The following is a 21,661-nucleotide window of genomic DNA, read 5'->3' on the forward strand; positions in this document are numbered from 1 at the left end:
AATGGCAAAAGGTAAGTTCGAGCGCACCAAGCCTCACGTCAACGTGGGCACAATCGGCCACGTGGACCATGGCAAGACGACGCTGACGGCAGCCATCGCTACCGTGCTGTCCGCCAAGTTCGGCGGTGAAGCCAAGGCATACGACCAGATCGACGCAGCGCCCGAAGAAAAGGCCCGCGGTATCACGATCAACACCGCTCACGTGGAATACGAAACGGCCAACCGCCACTACGCCCACGTGGACTGCCCTGGTCACGCCGACTATGTGAAGAACATGATCACCGGCGCAGCTCAGATGGACGGCGCTATCCTGGTGTGCTCGGCCGCTGACGGCCCAATGCCCCAGACCCGCGAGCACATCCTGCTGGCTCGCCAAGTGGGCGTGCCTTACATCATCGTGTTCCTGAACAAGTGCGACATGGTGGACGACGAAGAGCTGCTCGAACTCGTCGAAATGGAAGTGCGCGAACTCCTGGACAAGTACGACTTCCCTGGCGACGACACCCCCATCATCCGTGGTTCCGCCAAGCTCGCCCTGGAAGGCGACAAGGGCAAGCTGGGTGAAGAAGCCATCATGAAGCTGGCTGAAGCGCTGGACACCTACATCCCCACGCCAGAGCGCGCTGTGGACGGTGCCTTCCTGATGCCCGTGGAAGACGTGTTCTCCATCTCCGGCCGTGGCACCGTGGTGACCGGTCGCGTTGAGCGCGGCATCATCAAGGTCGGCGAAGAAATCGAAATCGTCGGTATCCGCGACACGCAAAAGACCATCTGCACCGGCGTGGAAATGTTCCGCAAGCTGCTGGACCAAGGTCAAGCTGGCGACAACGTCGGCCTGCTGCTGCGCGGCACCAAGCGCGAAGACGTGGAGCGTGGCCAAGTGCTGTGCAAGCCCGGCTCGATCAAGCCCCACACCCACTTCACCGCCGAAGTGTATGTTCTGAGCAAGGACGAAGGCGGCCGTCACACGCCCTTCTTCAACAACTACCGCCCTCAGTTCTACTTCCGCACGACCGACGTGACCGGCGCCATCGAGCTGCCAGCCGACAAGGAAATGGTCATGCCTGGTGACAACGTGTCGATCACTGTGAAGCTGATCAACCCCATCGCTATGGAAGAAGGTCTGCGCTTCGCTATCCGCGAAGGCGGCCGTACCGTGGGCGCTGGCGTCGTGGCCAAGATCATTGCTTAATTAGCAAGGTATACAGGGGTATAGCTCAATTGGCAGAGCGTCGGTCTCCAAAACCGAAGGTTGTAGGTTCGATTCCTACTGCCCCTGCCACTTGAATGTGGCCCAAAACAAGCCCGCCAGACCCTGGCGGGCTTCGGTGTCTTAAGTGATGCCGTGCATCGGAAGCAGGAAATACTCAAAGATGGCCACTTCACAGGTTGAAACAGTCAATACAGGCGCAGACAAGGCCAAGCTCGCTGCGGTGGTGGCTCTGGTCATCGCTTCGGTTGTAGGCTTCTATTTGTTGGGAAAACAAGGCGCTGTGGTGCAGTGGGCTGCGCTGATCGTTGGGCTGGCTGCTGCTGCTGGCGTGTTCTTGGTGTCGGAGTCCGGTCGCCAGTTCGTCGCCTTTGCCAAAGACGCTTGGCGCGAGGTGAAGAAGGTCGTTTGGCCCACCCGCAAGGAAACCCTGCAGATGACGGCCTACGTATTCGCCTTTGTGGTGATCATGGCCCTTTTCCTGTGGTTCACTGACAAGACGCTGGAATGGGTCTTGTACGACTTGATTTTGGGCTGGAGAAAGTCATGACAACCGCTGCGGAAATCACTGGAGCAGAAGCTCCTGCAGGCGCTTCTGCTTCGGCAAATCCCGATCTGCGTTGGTACATTGTCCATGCCTACTCGGGCATGGAAAAGGCTGTGGAGCGCAATATTCAGGAGCGGATTGGTCGCTCGGGTATGCAGGACAAGTTTGGTCGCATTCTTGTGCCGACCGAGGAAGTGGTCGAAATGAAGAACGGCCAGCGCAAGACGACAGAGCGTCGCTTGTTTCCTGGCTATGTGTTCGTCGAGATGGTGATGGACGATGACACCTGGCATCTGGTGAAGCACACCAACAAGGTGACGGGGTTTGTGGGGGGGGCGAAAAATCGCCCTGCGCCGATTTCTGAAGAGGAAGTCCAGAAAATCGTCAGCCAGATGCAGGAAGGCACAGACAAGCCTCGCCACAAGATCGAATTCATGGTGGGCGAACTTGTTCGTGTCAAAGAAGGTCCCTTCACCGACTTCAATGGTTCGGTTGAAGAGGTCAATTACGAAAAGAGCCGTGTGCGGGTCTCCGTGATGATTTTTGGCCGCTCCACGCCGGTCGAGCTGGAGTTTGGGCAGGTCGAAAAGACATAAGTCTTTCGGATAACACCTAAGTTCTCCCTGGCAAGCCCAGGGTAAGCAGTTGGATGCCGCACTTTTCGACTCGGTGCGAACATCGTGATAGCGAGTCGTTAACCCCGGGGAGCCAGTTGTTGCGTGGTGCGACAACAGCGTTATGACCCGTAAGGAGTAAAACATGGCGAAAAAAATCGTCGGTTTTATCAAGCTGCAAGTTCCAGCTGGTAAGGCCAATCCATCCCCACCCATCGGCCCTGCATTGGGTCAGCGTGGCCTCAACATCATGGAGTTCTGCAAGGCATTTAATGCGCAGACCCAAGGTGTGGAGCCAGGTCTGCCACTGCCCGTGGTCATCACGGCGTTCGCGGACAAGAGCTTTACCTTCATCATCAAGACGCCGCCTGCGACGACTCTGATCAAGAAGGCTATCAAGCTCGAAAAAGGTTCTTCCAATCCGTTGAAGACCAAGGTTGGCAAGATCACGCGCGAACAGCTCGAAGAAATCGCCAAGACCAAGATGAAGGACATGAATGCGGCAAATGTTGACGCTGCTGTCCGTACGCTGGCTGGTTCCGCTCGCTCGATGGGCGTGACGGTGGAGGGTTTGTAAATGGCCAAGTTGACAAAAAAGCAAAAGGCCCTGCAGGGCAAGGTTGACAGCACCAAGCTGTACGCCTTTGCAGAAGCCGTGGTTCTGGTGAAGGAAGCTGCTACTGCTAAGTTCGATGAATCCATCGACGTGGCTGTTCAGCTGGGCATTGATGCCAAGAAGTCCGACCAAGTGGTGCGTGGCGCTGTCGTGCTGCCCAACGGTACTGGCAAGACGACCCGTGTGGCCGTCTTTGCGCAAGGTGCCAAGGCGGAAGAAGCCAAGGCTGCTGGCGCTGACATCGTTGGCATGGATGACCTGGCTGCCATGGTGAAGGCAGGTGACATGCCCTTCGACGTGGTGATCGCTGCTCCTGACGCCATGCGCGTTGTAGGTACCCTGGGTCAGATCCTGGGCCCACGTGGCCTGATGCCAAACCCCAAGGTGGGCACGGTTACCCCCGACGTGGCTACGGCTGTGAAAAATGCCAAGGCAGGTCAGGTGCAGTTCCGTGTGGACAAGGCCGGTATCGTGCACAGCACCATTGGTCGCCGCTCGTTCGACAATGAAAAGCTGCAAGGTAACTTGGCTGCACTGATCGACGCTCTGAACAAGGCTAAGCCTGCTTCGAGCAAGGGTCTGTACCTGCGCAAGGTCGCTGTGTCCTCCACGATGGGCGTTGGCGTCCGCGTGGACACGCAATCCATCGCAGCGTAATTGCGTTAAAAAATCTTCGGGCCTGCAAGGGCCTGATGTGGTGGGCTGGGGTGGTGTAACAACCATCTCCAGGCCATCCAAGACCGTTGGTGTGCAGCCTTGCACTTAATCCCTCCGGGGCCAACGCAGATGGCGATCCCGCTGCAGATGGAATTCATTCCGAAACAGTTGGTCGCTGCAACAAGAGCGTGTACGAGGGCGCAAGCCTGAATGCACAATTTAAGGAGTAGACCTTGAGTCTTAATCGCAGTGAGAAAGAAGCGGTCATCAGTGAAGTGACCAGCCTCGCCGCTAAAGCTCAAACGCTTGTGATCGCGGAATACCGTGGCATCACGGTCGCCGACATGACCAAACTGCGTGTGGAAGCTCGCAGCAAGGGCGTGAACCTGAGTGTTCTGAAGAACACTTTGGCCCGCCGTGCTGTGGCTGGCAGCGCGTTTGACGTGGTGGCTGACCAGATGACCGGTCCTCTGATCTATGGCTTCTCCGAAGACGCCGTGGCTGCCGCGAAAGTGGTGGCTGACTTTGCGAAAACCAACGACAAGCTGGTGATTCGCGGTGGCGCTTTCGGTGGTAAGGCCCTGGACGTGAACGGCGTTAAGCAACTGGCCAACATTCCTTCCAAGGAAGTTCTGCTGGCTCAGATTTGTGGCTTGCTTATGTCCCCCATGTCGCGTACGGCCGTTGTGCTGGGCGCACTGGCGGCGAAAAAAGGCGAAGGCGCAGCCGCACCGGCCGCCGAACCTGTTGCGGCTTGATAGCCCGGCAGACAACCAACACAATTGTTAGGAAATCAAAATGGCATTCGATAAAGACGCATTTTTGACCGCGCTGGACAGCATGACGGTTCTGGAACTCAATGACCTGGTGAAGGCCATTGAAGAGAAGTTTGGCGTGAGCGCTGCAGCCATGGCTGCTCCAGCTGCCGCTGGTGGTGGCGCTGGCGCCGCTGCTGCTGAAGAAAAGACGGAATTCAACGTGGTGCTGACCGAAGCTGGCGCCAACAAGGTGTCCGTCATCAAGGCAGTGCGCGAAATCACCGGCCTGGGCCTCAAGGAAGCCAAGGATCTGGTGGACGGCGCTCCCAAGAACGTCAAGGAAGGCATTGCCAAGGCCGACGCCGAAGCAGCCGTCAAGAAGCTGGTGGAAGCCGGCGCCAAGGCCGAACTCAAGTAATTCGGTCTTGCTCAAGGGCTGGAGTGCTCCTCAAAGGGCCTCCAGCCTTTGGTGCTTTCAGAGCGCACCCGAAAGCCGCCGTGCAAACGCTGGTTTTCGAGTGTCTTCTGACAACCCCGACAGCAGAAGACGCCTTGGTTCGGGTGATGTGCAACGCATCACCGTCCGCCATGGTTGGTAGTGGCCAACCGCCAAGCCCGTAAGGACAGCGCTCCTTGCGGGTCAGTCGTCGAAGACCCAGGACTCATGTCTTTGCCCGGAGATCTCATGGCCTATTCCTACACCGAACGCAAGCGAATTCGCAAAAGTTTCGGCACCCGCGATAGCGTGCTCGAAGTTCCTTATCTGCTGCAGATGCAGAAGGACGCCTACACCGCTTTCTTGCAGGCTGATAAAGCACCCCAGAAAAGAACCATCGAAGGCCTTCAGGCTGCATTCGACGCTGCCTTTCCTATCGTCTCCCACAACGGTTTTGTGGAGATGAAGTTCATTGAATACAACCTGGCCAAGCCGGCTTTTGATGTGCGCGAGTGCCAGACCCGTGGTCTGACCTTCGCCTCGGCTGTGCGCGCCAAGGTGCAACTGATCATCTATGACCGCGAGTCCTCGACGTCGCAGTCCAAGGTGGTCAAGGAAGTGAAGGAGCAAGAGGTCTACATGGGTGAAGTGCCCCTGATGACCGACAAGGGCTCGTTCATCATCAACGGTACCGAGCGTGTGATCGTGTCGCAGCTGCACCGTTCGCCTGGTGTATTTTTCGAGCATGACAAGGGCAAGACCCACAGCTCGGGCAAGCTGCTGTTCTCGGCGCGGATCATTCCCTACCGTGGTTCGTGGCTCGATTTCGAGTTCGACCCCAAGGACATCCTGTATTTCCGCGTGGACCGTCGCCGCAAGATGCCGGTCACGATCCTGCTCAAGGCCATCGGCCTGAATCCAGAATCTATCCTGGCGAACTTCTTCGTCAACGATAACTTCCGTCTGATGGACAGCGGTGCACAAATGGAATTTGTGTCAGAGCGTCTGCGTGGTGAAGTGGCCCGTTTTGACATCACCGACAAGTCCGGCAAGGTCGTAGTGGCCAAGGACAAGCGCGTGACGGCTCGCCACACCCGAGAACTGGAACAGTCTGGTACCACGCACATCAGCGTGCCCGAAGACTTCCTGATCGGTCGCGTCGTGGCCCGCAATATTGTGGATGCGGACACTGGTGAGATCATCGCCAAGGCGAATGACGAGCTGACCGAAGCGCTGCTCAAGAAGCTGCGCAGCGCTGGTGTGCAAGACGTACAGTGCATCTACACCAATGAACTCGACCAGGGGGCGTACATGTCGCAGACCCTGCGCATCGACGAAACGGTGGACGAATTTGCTGCGCGCGTGGCCATCTACCGCATGATGCGCCCCGGCGAGCCGCCTACGGAAGACGCCGTGCAGGCCCTGTTCCAGCGCCTGTTCTACAACCCCGACACGTACGACCTGTCGCGTGTGGGCCGCATGAAGTTCAACGCCAAGATTGGCCGCGACGAATCCACTGGCCCCATGGTGCTGTCCAACGAAGACATCTTGGCTGTGGTCAAGATTCTGGTGGACCTGCGCAACGGCAACGGCGAAGTTGATGACATCGATCACCTGGGCAACCGCCGCGTGCGTTGCGTGGGCGAACTGGCCGAAAACCAGTACCGCACGGGCCTGGCACGTATCGAAAAGGCGGTGAAAGAGCGTCTGGGCCAGGCCGAGCAAGAGCCGCTGATGCCCCATGACCTGATCAACAGCAAGCCGATCTCGGCCGCCCTGAAGGAATTCTTCGGCGCCTCGCAGCTGTCTCAGTTCATGGACCAGACCAATCCGCTCGCCGAAATCACGCACAAGCGCCGTGTTTCCGCCCTGGGTCCGGGTGGTCTGACCCGCGAACGCGCAGGCTTCGAAGTGCGCGACGTGCACGTAACCCATTACGGCCGCGTCTGCCCTATCGAAACACCTGAAGGCCCTAACATCGGCCTGATCAACTCGCTGGCCCTGTACGCTCGGCTGAACGAGTACGGTTTCATCGAAACCCCTTACCGTCGCGTGGTGGATGGCAAGGTCACGAACGAAATCGACTACCTCTCGGCCATCGAAGAAGGCAAGTACGTGATCGCGCAGGCGAACGCCGTGCTCGACAAGGATGGCCGTTTGACGGGTGATCTGGTGTCTGCCCGTGAGAAGGGTGAATCCATTCTGTGTGGTGCAGACCGCGTGCAGTACATGGACGTGTCGCCCGCGCAGATCGTGTCGGTCGCGGCTTCGCTGGTGCCCTTCCTGGAACACGATGATGCGAACCGCGCGCTGATGGGCGCCAACATGTCGCGCCAGGCCGTGCCAGTGCTGCGTCCTGAAAAGCCGCTGGTGGGCACGGGCATCGAGCGCGTGGCTGCTGTGGACTCGGGCACCGTCGTGACGGCGACCCGTGGCGGTGTGGTGGACTATGTGGATGCGACCCGTATCGTGATCCGCGTCAACGATGCCGAAGCCGTGGCCGGTGAAGTGGGTGTGGATATCTACAACCTCATCAAGTACCAGCGTTCTAACCAGAACACCAATATCCACCAGCGCCCCATCGTCAAGAAGGGCGACATGCTGGTCAAGGGTGACGTGATCGCCGACGGCGCATCGACGGACTTCGGCGAAATCGCCATCGGCCAGAACATGCTGATCGCGTTCATGCCTTGGAACGGCTACAACTTCGAAGACTCGATCCTGATCTCCGAACGCGTGGTGGCCGAAGACCGCTATACCTCGATTCACATCGAGGAACTCGTGGTCATGGCGCGCGACACGAAGCTGGGCGCCGAAGAAATCACGCGCGACATTCCGAACCTGTCGGAGCAGCAACTGAACCGCCTTGACGAGTCCGGCATCATCTACGTGGGCGCCGAAGTGCAACCCGGCGATACGCTGGTCGGCAAGGTCACGCCCAAGGGCGAAACGACGCTCACGCCTGAGGAGAAGCTGCTGCGCGCCATCTTCGGCGAGAAGGCTTCCGACGTGAAGGATACCTCGCTGCGCGTGGACCAAGGCTCGTCGGGCACCGTGATCGACGTGCAGGTCTTCACCCGCGAAGGCATCCAGCGTGACAAGCGCGCCCAGCAGATCATCGACGATGAACTCAAGCGTTTCCGCCTGGACCTGAACGACCAGCTGCGCATTGTGGAAGCCGACGCTTTTGACCGTATCGAAAAGCTGCTGAACGGCCGTGTGGCCAACGGCGGCCCGCAGAAGTTGGCCAAGGGCACGAAGATCGACAAGGCCTACCTGTCGTCCGTCGAGAAGTTCCACTGGTTCGACATCCGCCCGGCTGAAGACGAAGTAGCTACGCAACTCGAGTCCATCAAGAACGCGCTGGAGCAGACGCGCCACAGCTTCGACCTGGCTTTTGAAGAAAAGCGCAAGAAGCTCACGCAAGGCGACGAGTTGCCAGCTGGCGTGCTGAAGATGGTCAAGGTGTACTTGGCCGTCAAGCGCCGTCTGCAGCCAGGTGACAAGATGGCCGGCCGCCACGGTAACAAGGGTGTGGTCTCCAAGATCGTTCCGGTCGAAGACATGCCTTACATGGCCGACGGCACACCTGCCGATATCGTTCTGAACCCGCTGGGCGTGCCCTCGCGGATGAACATTGGTCAGGTGCTGGAAGTCCACCTGGGCTGGGCCGGCAAGGGCATTGGCCAACGCATCGGCAACATGCTGCAGGAGCAGGCCAAGGCCGCCGACATGCGCAAGTTCCTCGAAGAGGTGTACAACTCGCGCGGTCGCACGGAAGACCTGTCGCTGCTCAGCGATGACGACGTGATGGCCATGGCTGCCAACCTGACCAACGGTGTGCCTTATGCGACGCCCGTGTTCGATGGTGCTTCGGAAGAAGAAATCAAGGACATGCTCAAGATCGCCTACCCAGACGACATTGCAGAGCGCAAGGGCCTCACGCCCACCCGCACGCAGGCGTACCTGTTCGATGGCCGTACGGGCGAGCGCTTCGAGCGTCCGACCACCATTGGTTACATGCACTACCTGAAGCTGCACCATTTGGTGGACGACAAGATGCACGCCCGCTCGACCGGTCCTTACTCGCTCGTCACGCAGCAGCCGCTGGGTGGTAAGGCGCAGTTTGGTGGCCAGCGTTTCGGGGAAATGGAAGTGTGGGCGCTGGAAGCTTACGGCGCTGCCTACGTCCTGCAGGAAATGCTGACCGTGAAGTCCGACGACGTGGTGGGCCGTACCAAGGTGTACGAATCCATTGTCAAGGGCGAACACGCCATCGAAGCCGGCATGCCGGAATCGTTCAACGTGCTGGTCAAGGAAATCCGTTCGCTGGGCCTGGACATCGAGCTGGAACGCTCCTAAGCAGAAAAGGAAAGAGTCACTATGAAATCGCTACTCGACCTGTTCAAGCAATTCACGCCGGACGAGCATTTCGATGCCATCCGCATCGGCATGGCTTCTCCCGAAAAGATCCGTTCGTGGTCTTTTGGCGAAGTGAAGAAGCCCGAAACCATCAACTACCGCACTTTCAAGCCCGAGCGCGACGGCCTGTTCTGCGCCAAGATTTTTGGTCCCATCAAGGACTACGAATGCCTGTGCGGCAAGTACAAGCGCCTCAAGCACCGTGGTGTGATCTGCGAGAAGTGCGGCGTTGAAGTCACGCAGACCAAGGTGCGCCGCGAGCGCATGGGCCACATCGACCTGGCCGCGCCCTGCGCCCACATCTGGTTCCTGAAGTCGCTGCCATCGCGTCTGGGCCTGGTGCTGGACATGACGCTGCGCGACATTGAGCGCGTGCTGTACTTTGAAGCCTATGTGGTGACCGACCCCGGCATGACGCCGCTGAAGAAGTTCAGCATCATGTCCGAGGACGACTACGACGCCAAGCGCAAGGAATACGGCGACGAATTCATCGCCAAGATGGGCGCTGAGGGTATCAAGGACCTGCTGGAATCCATCGACATCGACATGTCGATTGAGCGCCTGCGTGGCGACCTCACCGGCTCTGAAGTCAAGGTCAAGAAGAACGCCAAGCGCCTGAAGGTGCTCGAAGCGTTCAAGAAGTCGGGCATCAAGCCCGAGTGGATGGTGCTCGAAGTGCTGCCCGTGCTGCCACCGGACCTGCGTCCGCTGGTGCCGCTGGACGGCGGCCGCTTTGCGACCTCCGACCTGAACGACCTGTATCGCCGCGTCATCAACCGCAACTCGCGTCTGCGCCGCCTGCTGGAGCTGAAGGCCCCTGAAATCATCGCCCGCAACGAAAAGCGGATGCTGCAGGAAGCGGTTGACTCGCTGCTGGACAACGGCCGCCGTGGCAAGGCCATGACGGGCGCCAACAAGCGCGCGCTGAAGTCGCTGGCCGACATGATCAAGGGCAAGTCCGGCCGTTTCCGCCAGAACTTGCTGGGCAAGCGCGTGGACTACTCCGGTCGTTCCGTGATTACCGTGGGCCCAACGCTCAAGCTGCACCAGTGCGGCCTGCCCAAGCTGATGGCGCTGGAGCTGTTCAAGCCTTTCATCTTCTCGCGCCTCGAAGCCATGGGCATCGCGACGACGATCAAGGCCGCCAAGAAGGAAGTCGAATCCGGCACCCCCGTGGTGTGGGACATCCTGGAAGAGGTGATCAAAGAGCACCCCGTGATGCTGAACCGTGCGCCTACGCTGCACCGTTTGGGTATCCAGGCCTTTGAGCCCATCCTGATCGAAGGCAAGGCCATTCAGCTGCACCCCCTCGTTTGCGCGGCTTTCAACGCCGACTTCGACGGTGACCAGATGGCTGTCCACGTCCCGCTGTCGGTGGAAGCGCAGATGGAAGCCCGCACGCTGATGCTGGCCTCCAACAACGTGCTGTTCCCTGCGTCGGGCGAACCCTCCATCGTTCCTTCGCAGGACGTGGTGCTGGGCCTGTACTACGCCACCCGCGATCGCATCAACGGCAAGGGCGAAGGCCTGGTGTTTGCCGATACCGGTGAAGTGCAACGTGCTCTGGACGCCGGCGAGGTCGAACTGGCCGCCAAGATCACGGTGCGCATGACCGAGTGGACCAAGAACAAGGAAACGGGCGAATTCGTTCCATCCACCTCGCTCGTGGAAACCACGGCCGGCCGTGCGCTGCTGTCCGAGATTCTTCCCAAGGGCCTGCCGTTCTCCAACATGAACAAGGCGCTCAAGAAGAAGGAAATCTCGCGCCTGATCAACGTCTCGTTCCGCAAGTGCGGTCTGAAGGAAACGGTCGTGTTCGCCGACAAGCTGCTGCAAAACGGCTTCCGTCTCGCCACGCGCGCCGGCATCTCGATCGCCATTGATGACATGCTGGTGCCGCCACAAAAGGCCGGCATCATCGAGCGTTCCGAGAAGGAAGTGAAGGAGATCGAACAGCAGTATGTGTCCGGTCTGGTCACCTCTGGCGAGCGCTACAACAAGGTGGTGGACATCTGGGGCAAGGCCGGCGACGAAGTGTCCAAGGTGATGATGGCCCAGCTGTCCAAGCAGAAGGTCATGGACCGCCACGGCAAGGAAGTGGACCAGGAGTCCTTCAACTCCATCTACATGATGGCCGACTCTGGCGCTCGCGGTTCCGCAGCACAGATTCGTCAGGTGGCCGGTATGCGGGGTCTGATGGCCAAGCCGGATGGCTCGATCATCGAAACGCCTATTACCGCGAACTTCCGCGAAGGTCTGAACGTGCTGGAGTACTTCATCTCCACCCACGGTGCCCGTAAGGGTCTGGCCGACACGGCGCTGAAGACCGCCAACTCGGGTTACCTGACCCGCCGTCTGGTGGACGTGACGCAGGATCTGGTTGTGACCGAAGAAGATTGCGGCACTTCCAATGGTTCGCTGATGCGCGCCATCGTCGAAGGCGGTGAAGTGATCGAATCGCTGCGCGACCGTATCCTGGGCCGCACGGCGGCTGAAGACGTGCTGCACCCCGAGAACCGCTCGGTGCTGGTCTCAGCGGGTGTCATGCTCGACGAAGACCTCATCGAAGAACTCGAAGCGGCTGGCGTGGACGAAGTGAAGGTTCGCACGGCACTGACCTGCGAAACCCGCTACGGCCTGTGCGCCAAGTGCTATGGCCGCGACTTGGGCCGTGGCGGCCTGATCAACCTCGGCGAAGCCGTGGGTGTGATTGCTGCCCAGTCCATCGGTGAACCCGGCACGCAGCTGACCATGCGCACGTTCCACATCGGTGGTGCCGCATCGCGCGCTGCCATCGCATCGAGCGTGGAAGCCAAGTCCAACGGCGTGATCGGCTTCAACGCCACGATGCGCTACGTGAGCAACACCAAGGGTGAGCTGGTCGTCATTGCACGTTCGGGTGAAATCATCATCCATGACGAGCATGGCCGCGAGCGCGAACGCCACAAGGTTCCTTACGGTGCAACGCTGACGGTCAAGGCCGACCAGACCATCAAGGCTGGCACCATCCTCGCCAACTGGGATCCGCTGACGCGCCCCATCATCACCGAGTTCGCCGGTCAGACCAAGTTCGAGAACGTCGAAGAAGGTCTCACGGTGGCCAAGCAGGTCGACGAAGTGACCGGCCTGTCCACGCTGGTGGTGATCGATCCGAAGCGCCGTGGTGCTGCCAAGGTCGTGCGTCCGCAGGTGAAGCTGATCGACGCCCAGGGCAACGAAGTGAAGATCCCTGGCACCGACCACTCGGTGACCATCGGCTTCCAGGTGGGCGCTCTGATTCAGGTGCGCGACGGCCAGGATGTGGGCCCCGGCGAAGTGCTGGCGCGTATTCCGGTCGAAGGTCAGAAAACCCGCGACATTACCGGCGGTCTGCCCCGTGTGGCCGAGCTGTTTGAAGCCCGTACGCCGAAGGACAAGGGAACGCTGGCCGAGATGACCGGTACCGTGTCGTTCGGCAAGGAAACCAAGGGCAAGGTCCGCCTGCAGATCACCGACCCTGAAGGCCATGTGTTCGAAGAACTCGTGCCCAAGGAAAAGAACATCCTGGTTCACGAAGGCCAGGTGGTGAACAAGGGCGAATCGATTGTGGACGGCCCGGCCGACCCACAAGACATCTTGCGTTTGCTGGGTATCGAAGAGCTGTCGCGCTACATCGTTGATGAAGTGCAGGATGTGTACCGCTTGCAGGGTGTGAAGATCAACGACAAGCACATCGAGGTGATCGTTCGCCAGATGCTGCGCCGCGTCGTGGTCGAGAACGTTGGCGAGTCCAACTACATCGCCGGTGAACAGATCGAGCGTTCCGAGATCCTCAACACCAACGATGCGTTGCAGGCCGAAGGCAAGATCCCCGCGACCTACAGCAACCTGCTGCTGGGTATCACCAAGGCTTCGCTGTCGACCGACTCGTTCATCTCGGCCGCTTCCTTCCAGGAAACGACCCGCGTGCTCACCGAGGCTGCCATCATGGGCAAGCGCGACGAGCTGCGTGGCCTGAAGGAAAACGTGATCGTGGGTCGCCTGATCCCGGCCGGTACCGGCATGGCCTACCACCAGGCACGCAAGGCCAAGGACGCCATGGACGACGCCGAGCGCCGCGCCATTGCCGAAGCCGAAGCCGCCGAGATGGAAGCCCAGGGTGAAGCAACGGAAGTCGAGGGCAGCACCTCCACCGCGACCGACGCAGCCGCTGACTAAGCCTTCGGGCCGCCTCTGAAAAGCTCCCGTCCTGTCCCTGGCAGGCCGGGAGCTTTTTTCTGGAACCCGCACTTCGATCTTTCGTAGTCTTCGCCTTTCTCCCTCATTTCCTTATCGGGCCGTAACGCGTGGTGCACGCGAGGACGGCAACTGTGCATGTGGTCATCGCCCCTTTTCTGGATTGTTTTTGCCATTGCCGCTTTTTGGGCGCTGGGCGCCTACAACCGCCTGATGCGGCTGCGCTCGGCCGTTGTGCAGGCGTTTGGCAGCTTTGACGCTCACATGGTGCGCCAGCTGTCTTTGATGGGGGAGTATGGTGCGGCGCAAGCGGTACAGCAGCTCCCCTCGGCAGGTGGCACGGAGCCAGAGATGGCGGCACTGCAAGGCGCCACCACCCAGTTGAGCGCATCCTTGGCCATGGCGCGGGCGCGTCCCTTGCAGCCAGACGCGGTGGCCGCCTTGGCGGCAGCGCGCGAGGTGCTCCATGCGTCCTGGCAGAAGGCCACACACAACAGTGGGCAAGCGACCCGGGCGCAGACGTCTGTGGCTACCGCCGCTGCGGACGCGCCGCCCGTGTCTCCGTCGCTGTGGCAGGTTCGGTGGGACGAGCATGTTCTGCAGAACGACCAGGCGATGCGTGTTTTCAACGAAGCGGTGTTGCACTACAACGCTGCCATTGCCCAGTTTCCAGCCAACCTGCTGGCCTGGGTGTTCGGATTCAAGGCCGCCCGCAGGCTGTAGAAAGGTTGCCAGGACCACGATGAACCCACCCGCACCAAGACAACAACCCCCACGCCCTGCGTCCCGCCCCGGGCCTAACAAGCGAGCCGACAGAGCCAACAATGCGCCAGCCCGTGACCGGACGCTTTCCGGCCCGGTCGGTGCCAGTCGCCCAGGCGCGGGCAGCCAGCCCGTAGCGTTATGGCAACAGTTGGAGGCTGTGGCCAGCGCCTTGCAGGCCATTCGCGCAGGGCAGTCGGGCACCGCAGCACTGGCGGCGGTAGACACAGCTCTGCGCCCTGGGGTGCAGTCCCTCCTGTTCCAGGTGCTGCGCCAGGCCGGACGGGCCGAGGCGTTGCGCCGCCAGATGGTTGCACGCACGCCTCCACCGGCTGCGGATGCGCTGTTGTGTACGGCGCTGGCGCTGTGCTGGAACCCTGAGAAGTCGCCGTACGAGCCGTTCACCTTGGTGAACCAGGTGGTGGAAGCGGCCAAACGCAGCGCGTCCACGCGTGCGCAGGCGTCATTCCTCAACGGTTGCTTGCGCCGCTTTCTGCGCGAACGCGAAGCCCTGGTTGCCCGCACCGATGGCGATCCGCTGGCCCGTTGGAACCATCCGGTGTGGTGGGTCGAGCGCCTGCGCAAGGACCATCCCCAGCACTGGGAGCAGATTCTGCAGGCCAACAATGCCCACGCACCGATGACGCTGAGGGTCAATGCACAAAAAACCACTCTAGCGCTTTACCAGAAAGCGCTAGCAGCTATCAATTTAGAAGCAATTCCATCCGGCAGTGTGGGACTGGTATTGCAGCACCCCGTGCCCGTGCAATCGCTGCCGGGGTTTGAAGAGGGCTGGGTCTCGGTGCAGGATGCCGCAGCCCAGATGGCTGCGCCCCTGTTGCTTGAAGGTCTGGACCTCACCCGGCCTGTGCGGGTGCTCGACGCCTGTGCGGCGCCCGGGGGTAAAACCGCCCACCTCCTGGAGTGGGCAGGCGTTGGTGCTCCGATACAGGTCACTGCGCTGGAGATCGATGCCACCCGCAGCGCACGCATTGGTGAGACCTTGCAGCGCCTGGGGCTGCGCGCCCAGGTGGTGGTGGCAGATGCGGCGCGTCCGCAAGACTGGTGGCAGCAGCATTGCGATGGTGCGCAGTTCGATGCCATCTTGCTGGATGCGCCCTGCACGGCCTCGGGCATCGTGCGCCGCCATCCGGATGTGCGCTGGCTGCGCCGCGAGAGCGATATTGCGCAGCTTGCTGGCCTGCAGGCCCGGTTGCTCAAGACCCTGTGGCCGCTGTTGCGCCCTGGCGGACGGCTGCTGTACTGCACGTGTTCCGTGTTCCGTGCCGAAGGCGACGACCAGGTGCAAACGTTTCTTGCACACAACACCGATGCGCAATTGCTGCCGTCGCCGGGTCATTTAATCCCCGCCAACGGGGACAAGCCCGGAGCTGTCCCGGACAATCAGTCGGGTGATCACGACGGATTTTTTTACGCACTGTTGCAAAAATCGCCGCAATGAGTTCCGTGGGGCTCGTTGGGTGGCGATCTGTGCGCTCTTTCTCTGGGTGGCATGGGCCGCAATGGTGCAGTCGGCCATCGCCGGCCAGCCGGTGGACCCCGAGGTGGGCGAACTTCGGCTCGACCGTGCCGAGGATGGCCTCTACCTCAGCGCCACACTGCAATTAGTGCTGCCGGAGCTTGCCGAGGATGCGCTGTACAAGGGCATTCCCATGTTCTTCGTGGCGGAGGCCCAGGTTTTGCGAGACCGCTGGTACTGGTCTGACCGCCAAGTGGCTGAAACCACCCGCTATCTGCGGCTAAGTTATCAGCCGTTGACGCGACGTTGGCGTCTGAACATCTCCCCGGTACCTTTCACCAACAGTGGCCTGGGGGTGGTTTTGGGTCAGAATTTTGACAGTTATGCCGATGCGTTGTCGGCCATTCAGCGCATTTCGCGATGGAAGATCGCTGAACGCGATGTGATTGAGGCAGATGCCGTCCATACGGTCAATTTCCGGTTCCGGCTTGACATGTCGCAGTTGCCCCGACCCTTCCAGATCGGTGCCGTCGGGCGCTCGGGCTGGAATCTCCTGGTGTCCCGCAGCCAACGCCTGGCTGCAGAGACCGTCGCCAAGTGAGCCCTCCAGAGTCTTCCCAGACGGGAGCTTCCGCGTCGGCCCATGCCGCCGCACGCCAGTCGCGCGCCGTGCGCTGGGCCGTGGGGGTTGGAGCCGCCATCATGTCGGCCATCGGCATGGTGCTGTTGTTCCTGCTCACCCTGGCCACCAACAACCGCGCGCTGTACGAGCGCAACTACGCCTGGCTTTTTGGCGTGAACGTTTTGGTGGCCGTGCTGCTGCTGGCCGTGCTTGTGTGGGTGGCGGTGCGCCTGGGCATGCGCTTGCGCAAAGGGCGCTTTGGCAGTCGACTGCTGGTCAAGCTTGCGGCCATCTTTGCGCTGGTGGGGCTGATGCCGGGGCTGCTGATCTATGTGGTGTCCTACCAGTTTGTCACGCGGTCCATTGAGAGCTGGTTCGATGTGAAAGTGGAGGGCGCTCTTTCAGCGGGGGTGAACCTGGCCCGTGTGTCGCTGGATTCGCTGGCCGCCGACATGGCCTCAAAAGCGCGCAATGCCAGTGCCCAAGTGGCGCAGGTGCCTGATGCCGCGGCTGGCCTGGTGCTGGAGCGCATCCGCGACCAGCTGGGAGCCACCGATGTGGTGCTCTGGAATGCTGCGGGCCAGGCGGTAGCCAGTGCAGGCCAATCGCGCTTTAGCCTGAACCCCGACCGGCCCGGCGTGGCGCTGCTGCGCACCGTGCGGCAGCAGCGCGCCACCGCGCAGATCGAGGGCCTGGACGATATTTCGGACCCTGCCGCGGCACAGAATGCGCGCGTGAAAGTGCTGGCGCTGGTCAGCAGCCCCAGCGTCGGCTTGCTCGTGGAGCCCCGATACCTGCAGGCCACGTTGCCCCTGCCGCCTGCGCTGGTGGCCAACGCCATTGCCGTGCAGGAGGCCAACCGCGAATACCAGGAGCGAGCCCTGGCCCGTGGGGGGTTGCGGCGCATGTATGTGGGCACGCTTACGCTGAGCCTGTTCCTGGCTGTCTTTGGCGCCGTTTTGCTGGCGGTGCTGCTGGGCAACCAGCTGGCCCGCCCGCTGCTGGTGCTGGCCGAGGGGGTGCGCGAGGTGGCGGCTGGCAATCTCAGCCCCAAGGCTGCATTGCAGGGCAAGGATGAGCTGGGTGGACTCACACGCTCTTTTGCACTGATGACCCAGCAGTTGTCCGACGCCCGCCATGCCGTGGAGCAGAGCATGGGCGAGGTCGATGCCGCACGCGCCAACCTACAGACCATCCTGGACAACCTCACGGCGGGGGTGATCGTGCTGGATGCCCAAGGTTTGATCCGATCGTCCAATCCGGGGGCCACCCGCATCCTGCGGGCACCGATGGCGGCCTATGAGGGGCGACCCTTGTCGGAAGTGCCTGGGCTCGCCGAGTTTGCGGCGTCGGTGCAAGGGCACTTCGACGCTTTCCTGGGCGACCACGAACGCCATGGACTGGACCACTGGCAGCAGCCTTTTGAGCTGCATGCGTCTTCTGGCGGCGTCGGGCAACACGCTACCAGCCTCGTCGCGCGGGGGGCGGAACTGCCCGATTCGGCCAGACTGTTGGTTTTTGACGACATTTCGGAAATTGTTTCCGCCCAGCGCGCGCAGGCTTGGGGTGAGGTGGCGCGGCGCCTGGCGCACGAAATCAAGAACCCGCTCACGCCCATCCAGCTGTCTGCGGAGCGGCTGGAAATGAAGCTCTCTGGCAAGCTGCCCGGCCCTGAACAGGCCATCCTCGCCAAGTCCGTCAAGACCATCGTGGACCAGGTCGATGCGATGAAGCGGCTGGTCAACGAATTCCGCGATTACGCACGCTTGCCTGCTGCAGAACTCCATGCACTGGACCTCAATGCCCTGGTGGCCGACGTGCTCCATCTCTACGGCGAAGAGAACGCCGCCGTGCGCGTAGAAGCCGAGCTGGACCCGCGCTGCCCCTCTATCGCAGGCGATGCGCAGCAGCTGCGGCAGGTTGTGCACAACCTGCTGCAAAACGCGCAAGACGCCACCGAGCAGGCGCGCGCTGGAACCTCGGAGCCCGTGCCCCCGGTACGCATCAGCACTCGCTGGAGTGAGTCCTCGCGCCGCGTGCGGCTCACGGTATCAGACAGTGGTGGGGGCTTTCCTGCGCACATCCTGCAGCGTGCCTTCGAGCCCTACGTCACCACCAAGCCCCGGGGCACCGGCCTGGGTCTGGCCGTGGTCAAAAAGATTGCCGATGAGCACGGTGCGCGCATTGACTTGTCGAATCGGACCGAAGATGGCGTAGTGCGGGGGGCCCAAGTGTCGTTATCATTCGCCCCTGAACCAGCGGTGGCGTCATAACAACACCGCCCCGCAGTACCCCAAGGCGCTTCAACACACATGGCAAACATTCTGGTGGTCGACGATGAGCTCGGCATTCGTGATCTGCTGTCGGAAATCCTGAACGACGAAGGTCACAGCGTAGACCTCGCAGAAAACGCCACCCAGGCGCGCACGGCCCGGGCAGGCAATACCTACGACCTCGTGCTGCTCGACATCTGGATGCCGGACACCGACGGGGTTTCGTTGCTCAAGGAATGGGCCACAGCGGGCGTGCTGACCATGCCCGTGATCATGATGAGTGGCCACGCCACCATCGACACCGCCGTAGAGGCCACCCGGATCGGCGCTTTCTCGTTTCTTGAAAAACCCATCACCCTGCAAAAGCTGCTCAAGGCGGTGGAGCAGGGCCTGGCACGCAACGCTGCCCACCAGTCCGCCCCGGTGGCTGCGGCCCCAGCGCCCGTCCATGCTCCGGCCGACCCCACGTTTTCGCAACTGCCTGCTGTGTCGGCCATCATGGCTGGTGTCGAGGCTGGCCCGCACGCGCACCAAGGGTTTGACCTGGACCGCCCCCTGCGCGAAGCGCGTGACGGGTTTGAAAAAGCCTATTTCGAATTCCACCTGGCCCGCGAAGGCGGTTCCATGACGCGCGTGGCCGAAAAGACGGGCCTGGAGCGCACGCACCTTTATCGCAAGCTGCGCCAGCTGGGGGTCGATCTCGGCCGGGGCAAACGCGGGTAGGCTTGCAAGAAATTATTGGCAGCTTCGCCAAACGGCCTTTTTTTCTGGTTATAATTTGAGGCTCAGGCCCGGTAGCTCAGTCGGTAGAGCAGAGGATTGAAAATCCTTGTGTCGGTGGTTCGATTCCGCCCCAGGCCACCACTTATTCAACGCCTAGTCCCTCCAGACTAGGCGTTTTTCTTTGTGCGACAACGACTTAGCTGCGAAGTGTGGCTCGCAACGTCCCAAGTCGTTCCGTTACATCCCGCGTTTGCCCGTACCCCGGGCCGTACCCTAGAGTGATCCCATGAAAAACGCCCTTCGGGGGTACGGGGTACGAAATGGGACTGCTGAGTGAGACGCAAATCAAGGCGACCAAGTCTGGGTTGAGAGAGTTCTTCCTTAACGATGGCGATAACCTGTTCCTGCGCGTGCGCAGCAGCGGTAAGGCGTGGATCTACCGCTACGACAAGGACGGGAAGACCATCAAGCTGGGGTTGGGGCCATACCCTGCGGTGACACTTGCACAGGCGCGTTCTAAGGCCTATGAGGCCAGCAGCCTGCGTGCAGGTGGGCAGGACCTCAAGGAGGTCCGCCGGCAGCGTGAAGAGCAGGAGCGTGTAGCCGCGCTGAATACCTTTGAGCTGCTCTCACGTGCTTGGGTCGCCAATGCCAGCAAGGACCGGCAATGGTCGAGTGGCTATGCCGGCAAGGTCATTCGGCACCTGGAGATCCACGTCTTCCCTTGGGTCGGCGATCGGCCCGATCGAGATCGTGCGATGCCTGCACCGGATCAAGGATCGCGGCAACCTGGAGACGGCCCAGCGCGTGCGCGAGGCGGTGCAGCACGTGTACCAGCACGCGGTGGACGTCGGCGCTCTGGAGCCGTCCAGGAACTTCGTCAACAAGAACACCGGTGGCCTGCCGGCGCCGCGCAGTCGGCACTACGCCGCCATCACCGATCCCGCGCAGCTTGGGCAGTTGCTGCGTGACATCCGCGACTACAACGGGGCGTTCATCACGCGTTGTGCATTGCGGCTGGCGCCGGTGATCTTCCAGCGCCCTGGTCAGTTGAGACTCGCTGAATGGGAGGATATCCATCTCGATGATGAGCTTTGGCTTTGCCCGCCGGAAAAGATGAAGCTGCGCGAATGGCAAAAGCGGGACAGCCGCACGCCGGCGCACCTGGTTCCGCTGCCGCGACAAGCGATGGAAATTCTTCGGGACCTGCATCCATTGACTGGTCCGGCGGGGCCGATTTTCCGCAGCATGTCGCGGCGTTCGGAAAAGAGCCGGTACATCAGCGACAACACCATCAACGCGGCCTTGCGCACGATGGGCTACGACACCAAGGAGCAGATCACCGGCCACGGCTTCCGCGCCACCGCCCGGACCATGATCAGAGAGTACTTGGGCTGGGACCCTGATGTCATCGAGCGTCATTTGGCGCATGTGTCCGACGAGGAGCTTGGCGGTAGCTACGACCGCACGACTTTCCTGGCCCAGCGCAAGACAATGGTGCAGCAGTGGGCGGATTTCTTGGACGATCTGGAGGCTGGCAAGTTGCCTTCGCAGGACGGCGATAGCGCATTGCGATTCGTGCGGCCGCGCTCGCGGGATACTGGACATGCCTGACCTCGAGGCGAGTTACGACACAGACGTACGCTAAGTGGCCGCAGTTCCCCAATGGAGCCCTTTCTGGTTGTGACCCCCATCTGCAAGCAGCTGTAAAACCCTGCGGGATCTGAGCATTCGGGCCATGATCAAGAAGTGAACGGTGCTCCAATCGAGCACCTTTTTTTCCACTTGCTTGTCCCTTCTGTGACTCGTTTTTTCTCTTGGCCAGGCCGTGTGCACCTGGCAGCTGTGCTGGCCCTGTCTCTCGCCTGCGGTGCTCTCCCAAATCTTTCCTCGGCACGTTCTCCGCAGTTCGACAGTGCGGCGCTGCTCACGCCCGAGCCCACCAGCTTTGCGCAGTGTCCTCAGTTCTTTGCGAACAGCACGCCTCCAGCCATCACACCCCGGCCGCAGCTGCGCGAGCTTTGCTACGAGGCGTTTGCAGTACTGCACTCAGGTACCACCAAGACACCCGTGTTCGTAGCCCAGCGCTTGAACCGCAGGCTCATCGAGGATGCGGACGAGAAGCGGGCCAAGCGCTTCTTTGCAGATGCACGTTTGCCCAGTGGCGAGCGGGCGGAGCTGGAGGACTACAAGCACTCAGGCTACAGCCGTGGGCATATGCAATACCCGGTAAAAAACGTACTCAATTCCAAATTTGCCCACAGCATGGTTTGAGTAGATGTACTCCATGTGCATACTCAAACGCTTCCCCACCCTCCGCGCGGCC

General features: G+C 61.0%; 15 protein-coding genes, 2 tRNA genes and 2 pseudogenes. All 19 read left to right on the top strand.

Annotated elements, in window-relative coordinates:
- Position 1 precedes the first annotated feature (1 nt).
- A complete protein-coding gene (tuf, locus tag EXV95_RS18550) occupies positions 2-1,192 on the top strand; it encodes an elongation factor Tu (RefSeq protein WP_056642984.1) in 1,191 nt (396 codons plus the stop codon).
- A gap of 14 nt (positions 1,193-1,206) precedes the next feature.
- Positions 1,207-1,282, top strand: a tRNA-Trp gene (locus EXV95_RS18555).
- A gap of 91 nt (positions 1,283-1,373) precedes the next feature.
- On the top strand, positions 1,374-1,760 hold the full coding sequence (gene secE, locus EXV95_RS18560; RefSeq protein WP_055398509.1) for a preprotein translocase subunit SecE: 387 nt from the start codon (positions 1,374-1,376) through the stop codon (positions 1,758-1,760).
- Complete coding sequence (nusG, locus tag EXV95_RS18565) at positions 1,757-2,353, top strand: transcription termination/antitermination protein NusG (protein ID WP_082437456.1); 597 nt, start codon at positions 1,757-1,759, stop codon at positions 2,351-2,353. The genes secE and nusG overlap by 4 nt, the downstream gene beginning before the upstream one ends.
- Before the next feature lie 163 nt (positions 2,354-2,516).
- Positions 2,517-2,948, top strand: a complete 432-nt coding sequence (rplK, locus tag EXV95_RS18570) for a 50S ribosomal protein L11 (RefSeq protein ID WP_010467238.1) — start codon at positions 2,517-2,519, stop codon at positions 2,946-2,948.
- Positions 2,949-3,644, top strand: coding sequence for a 50S ribosomal protein L1 (rplA, locus tag EXV95_RS18575; protein WP_176887974.1), 696 nt, complete (start codon positions 2,949-2,951; stop codon positions 3,642-3,644). It abuts the gene before it with no gap.
- A gap of 233 nt (positions 3,645-3,877) precedes the next feature.
- Positions 3,878-4,402 carry a 50S ribosomal protein L10 gene (gene rplJ, locus EXV95_RS18580; RefSeq protein WP_055398511.1) on the top strand — a complete coding sequence of 175 codons (525 nt, stop codon included), beginning with the start codon at positions 3,878-3,880 and terminating at the stop codon, positions 4,400-4,402.
- A gap of 40 nt (positions 4,403-4,442) precedes the next feature.
- A complete protein-coding gene (rplL, locus tag EXV95_RS18585; protein WP_008907085.1) occupies positions 4,443-4,820 on the top strand; it encodes a 50S ribosomal protein L7/L12 in 378 nt (125 codons plus the stop codon).
- A gap of 267 nt (positions 4,821-5,087) precedes the next feature.
- Positions 5,088-9,200: a DNA-directed RNA polymerase subunit beta gene (gene rpoB / locus EXV95_RS18590; protein WP_055398512.1), complete on the top strand. Its 4,113-nt coding sequence runs from the start codon at positions 5,088-5,090 to the stop codon at positions 9,198-9,200.
- 21 nt (positions 9,201-9,221) lie between these two features.
- On the top strand, positions 9,222-13,457 hold the full coding sequence (gene rpoC, locus EXV95_RS18595; RefSeq protein ID WP_055398513.1) for a DNA-directed RNA polymerase subunit beta': 4,236 nt from the start codon (positions 9,222-9,224) through the stop codon (positions 13,455-13,457).
- Between the two features lie 156 nt (positions 13,458-13,613).
- Positions 13,614-14,198, top strand: coding sequence for a LemA family protein (locus EXV95_RS18600; RefSeq protein WP_176887975.1), 585 nt, complete (start codon positions 13,614-13,616; stop codon positions 14,196-14,198).
- Between the two features lie 190 nt (positions 14,199-14,388).
- Complete coding sequence (gene rsmB / locus EXV95_RS18605) at positions 14,389-15,699, top strand: 16S rRNA (cytosine(967)-C(5))-methyltransferase RsmB (RefSeq protein ID WP_176887976.1); 1,311 nt, start codon at positions 14,389-14,391, stop codon at positions 15,697-15,699.
- 61 nt (positions 15,700-15,760) lie between these two features.
- The gene (locus EXV95_RS18610) at positions 15,761-16,318 is read left to right on the top strand and encodes a DUF4390 domain-containing protein (RefSeq protein ID WP_176889100.1); all 558 of its coding nucleotides are present in this window, start codon (positions 15,761-15,763) and stop codon (positions 16,316-16,318) included.
- Positions 16,315-18,612, top strand: coding sequence for an ATP-binding protein (locus EXV95_RS18615; protein ID WP_121507805.1), 2,298 nt, complete (start codon positions 16,315-16,317; stop codon positions 18,610-18,612). Before EXV95_RS18610 ends, EXV95_RS18615 begins: the two co-directional genes overlap by 4 nt.
- A 39-nt stretch (positions 18,613-18,651) precedes the next feature.
- Complete coding sequence (locus EXV95_RS18620; protein ID WP_176887977.1) at positions 18,652-19,335, top strand: response regulator; 684 nt, start codon at positions 18,652-18,654, stop codon at positions 19,333-19,335.
- A 65-nt stretch (positions 19,336-19,400) separates the two neighbouring features.
- A tRNA-Phe gene (locus EXV95_RS18625) sits at positions 19,401-19,476 on the top strand.
- 179 nt (positions 19,477-19,655) lie between these two features.
- A pseudogene (locus EXV95_RS25010) lies at positions 19,656-19,856 on the top strand (Arm DNA-binding domain-containing protein); the annotation flags it as partial.
- A 232-nt stretch (positions 19,857-20,088) separates the two neighbouring features.
- Complete coding sequence (locus tag EXV95_RS18630) at positions 20,089-20,949, top strand: site-specific integrase (protein ID WP_255484796.1); 861 nt, start codon at positions 20,089-20,091, stop codon at positions 20,947-20,949.
- Between the two features lie 231 nt (positions 20,950-21,180).
- A pseudogene (locus tag EXV95_RS18635) lies at positions 21,181-21,555 on the top strand (DNA/RNA non-specific endonuclease); the annotation flags it as partial.
- Positions 21,556-21,661: the final 106 nt, after the last annotated feature.

This window comes from Acidovorax sp. JMULE5, from assembly GCF_013376875.1.
GTDB classification, from domain to species: Bacteria; Pseudomonadota; Gammaproteobacteria; order Burkholderiales; family Burkholderiaceae_C; genus Acidovorax; species Acidovorax facilis.

Coding starts and splice junctions, on each gene's coding strand:
- tuf (WP_056642984.1), top strand. CDS start 2: ATGGCAAAAGGTAAGTTCGAGCGCACCAAGCCTCACGTCAACGTGGGC.
- secE (WP_055398509.1), top strand. CDS start 1,374: ATGGCCACTTCACAGGTTGAAACAGTCAATACAGGCGCAGACAAGGCC.
- nusG (WP_082437456.1), top strand. CDS start 1,757: ATGACAACCGCTGCGGAAATCACTGGAGCAGAAGCTCCTGCAGGCGCT.
- rplK (WP_010467238.1), top strand. CDS start 2,517: ATGGCGAAAAAAATCGTCGGTTTTATCAAGCTGCAAGTTCCAGCTGGT.
- rplA (WP_176887974.1), top strand. CDS start 2,949: ATGGCCAAGTTGACAAAAAAGCAAAAGGCCCTGCAGGGCAAGGTTGAC.
- rplL (WP_008907085.1), top strand. CDS start 4,443: ATGGCATTCGATAAAGACGCATTTTTGACCGCGCTGGACAGCATGACG.
- rpoB (WP_055398512.1), top strand. CDS start 5,088: ATGGCCTATTCCTACACCGAACGCAAGCGAATTCGCAAAAGTTTCGGC.
- rpoC (WP_055398513.1), top strand. CDS start 9,222: ATGAAATCGCTACTCGACCTGTTCAAGCAATTCACGCCGGACGAGCAT.
- EXV95_RS18600 (WP_176887975.1), top strand. CDS start 13,614: ATGTGGTCATCGCCCCTTTTCTGGATTGTTTTTGCCATTGCCGCTTTT.
- EXV95_RS18610 (WP_176889100.1), top strand. CDS start 15,761: ATGGTGCAGTCGGCCATCGCCGGCCAGCCGGTGGACCCCGAGGTGGGC.
- EXV95_RS18620 (WP_176887977.1), top strand. CDS start 18,652: ATGGCAAACATTCTGGTGGTCGACGATGAGCTCGGCATTCGTGATCTG.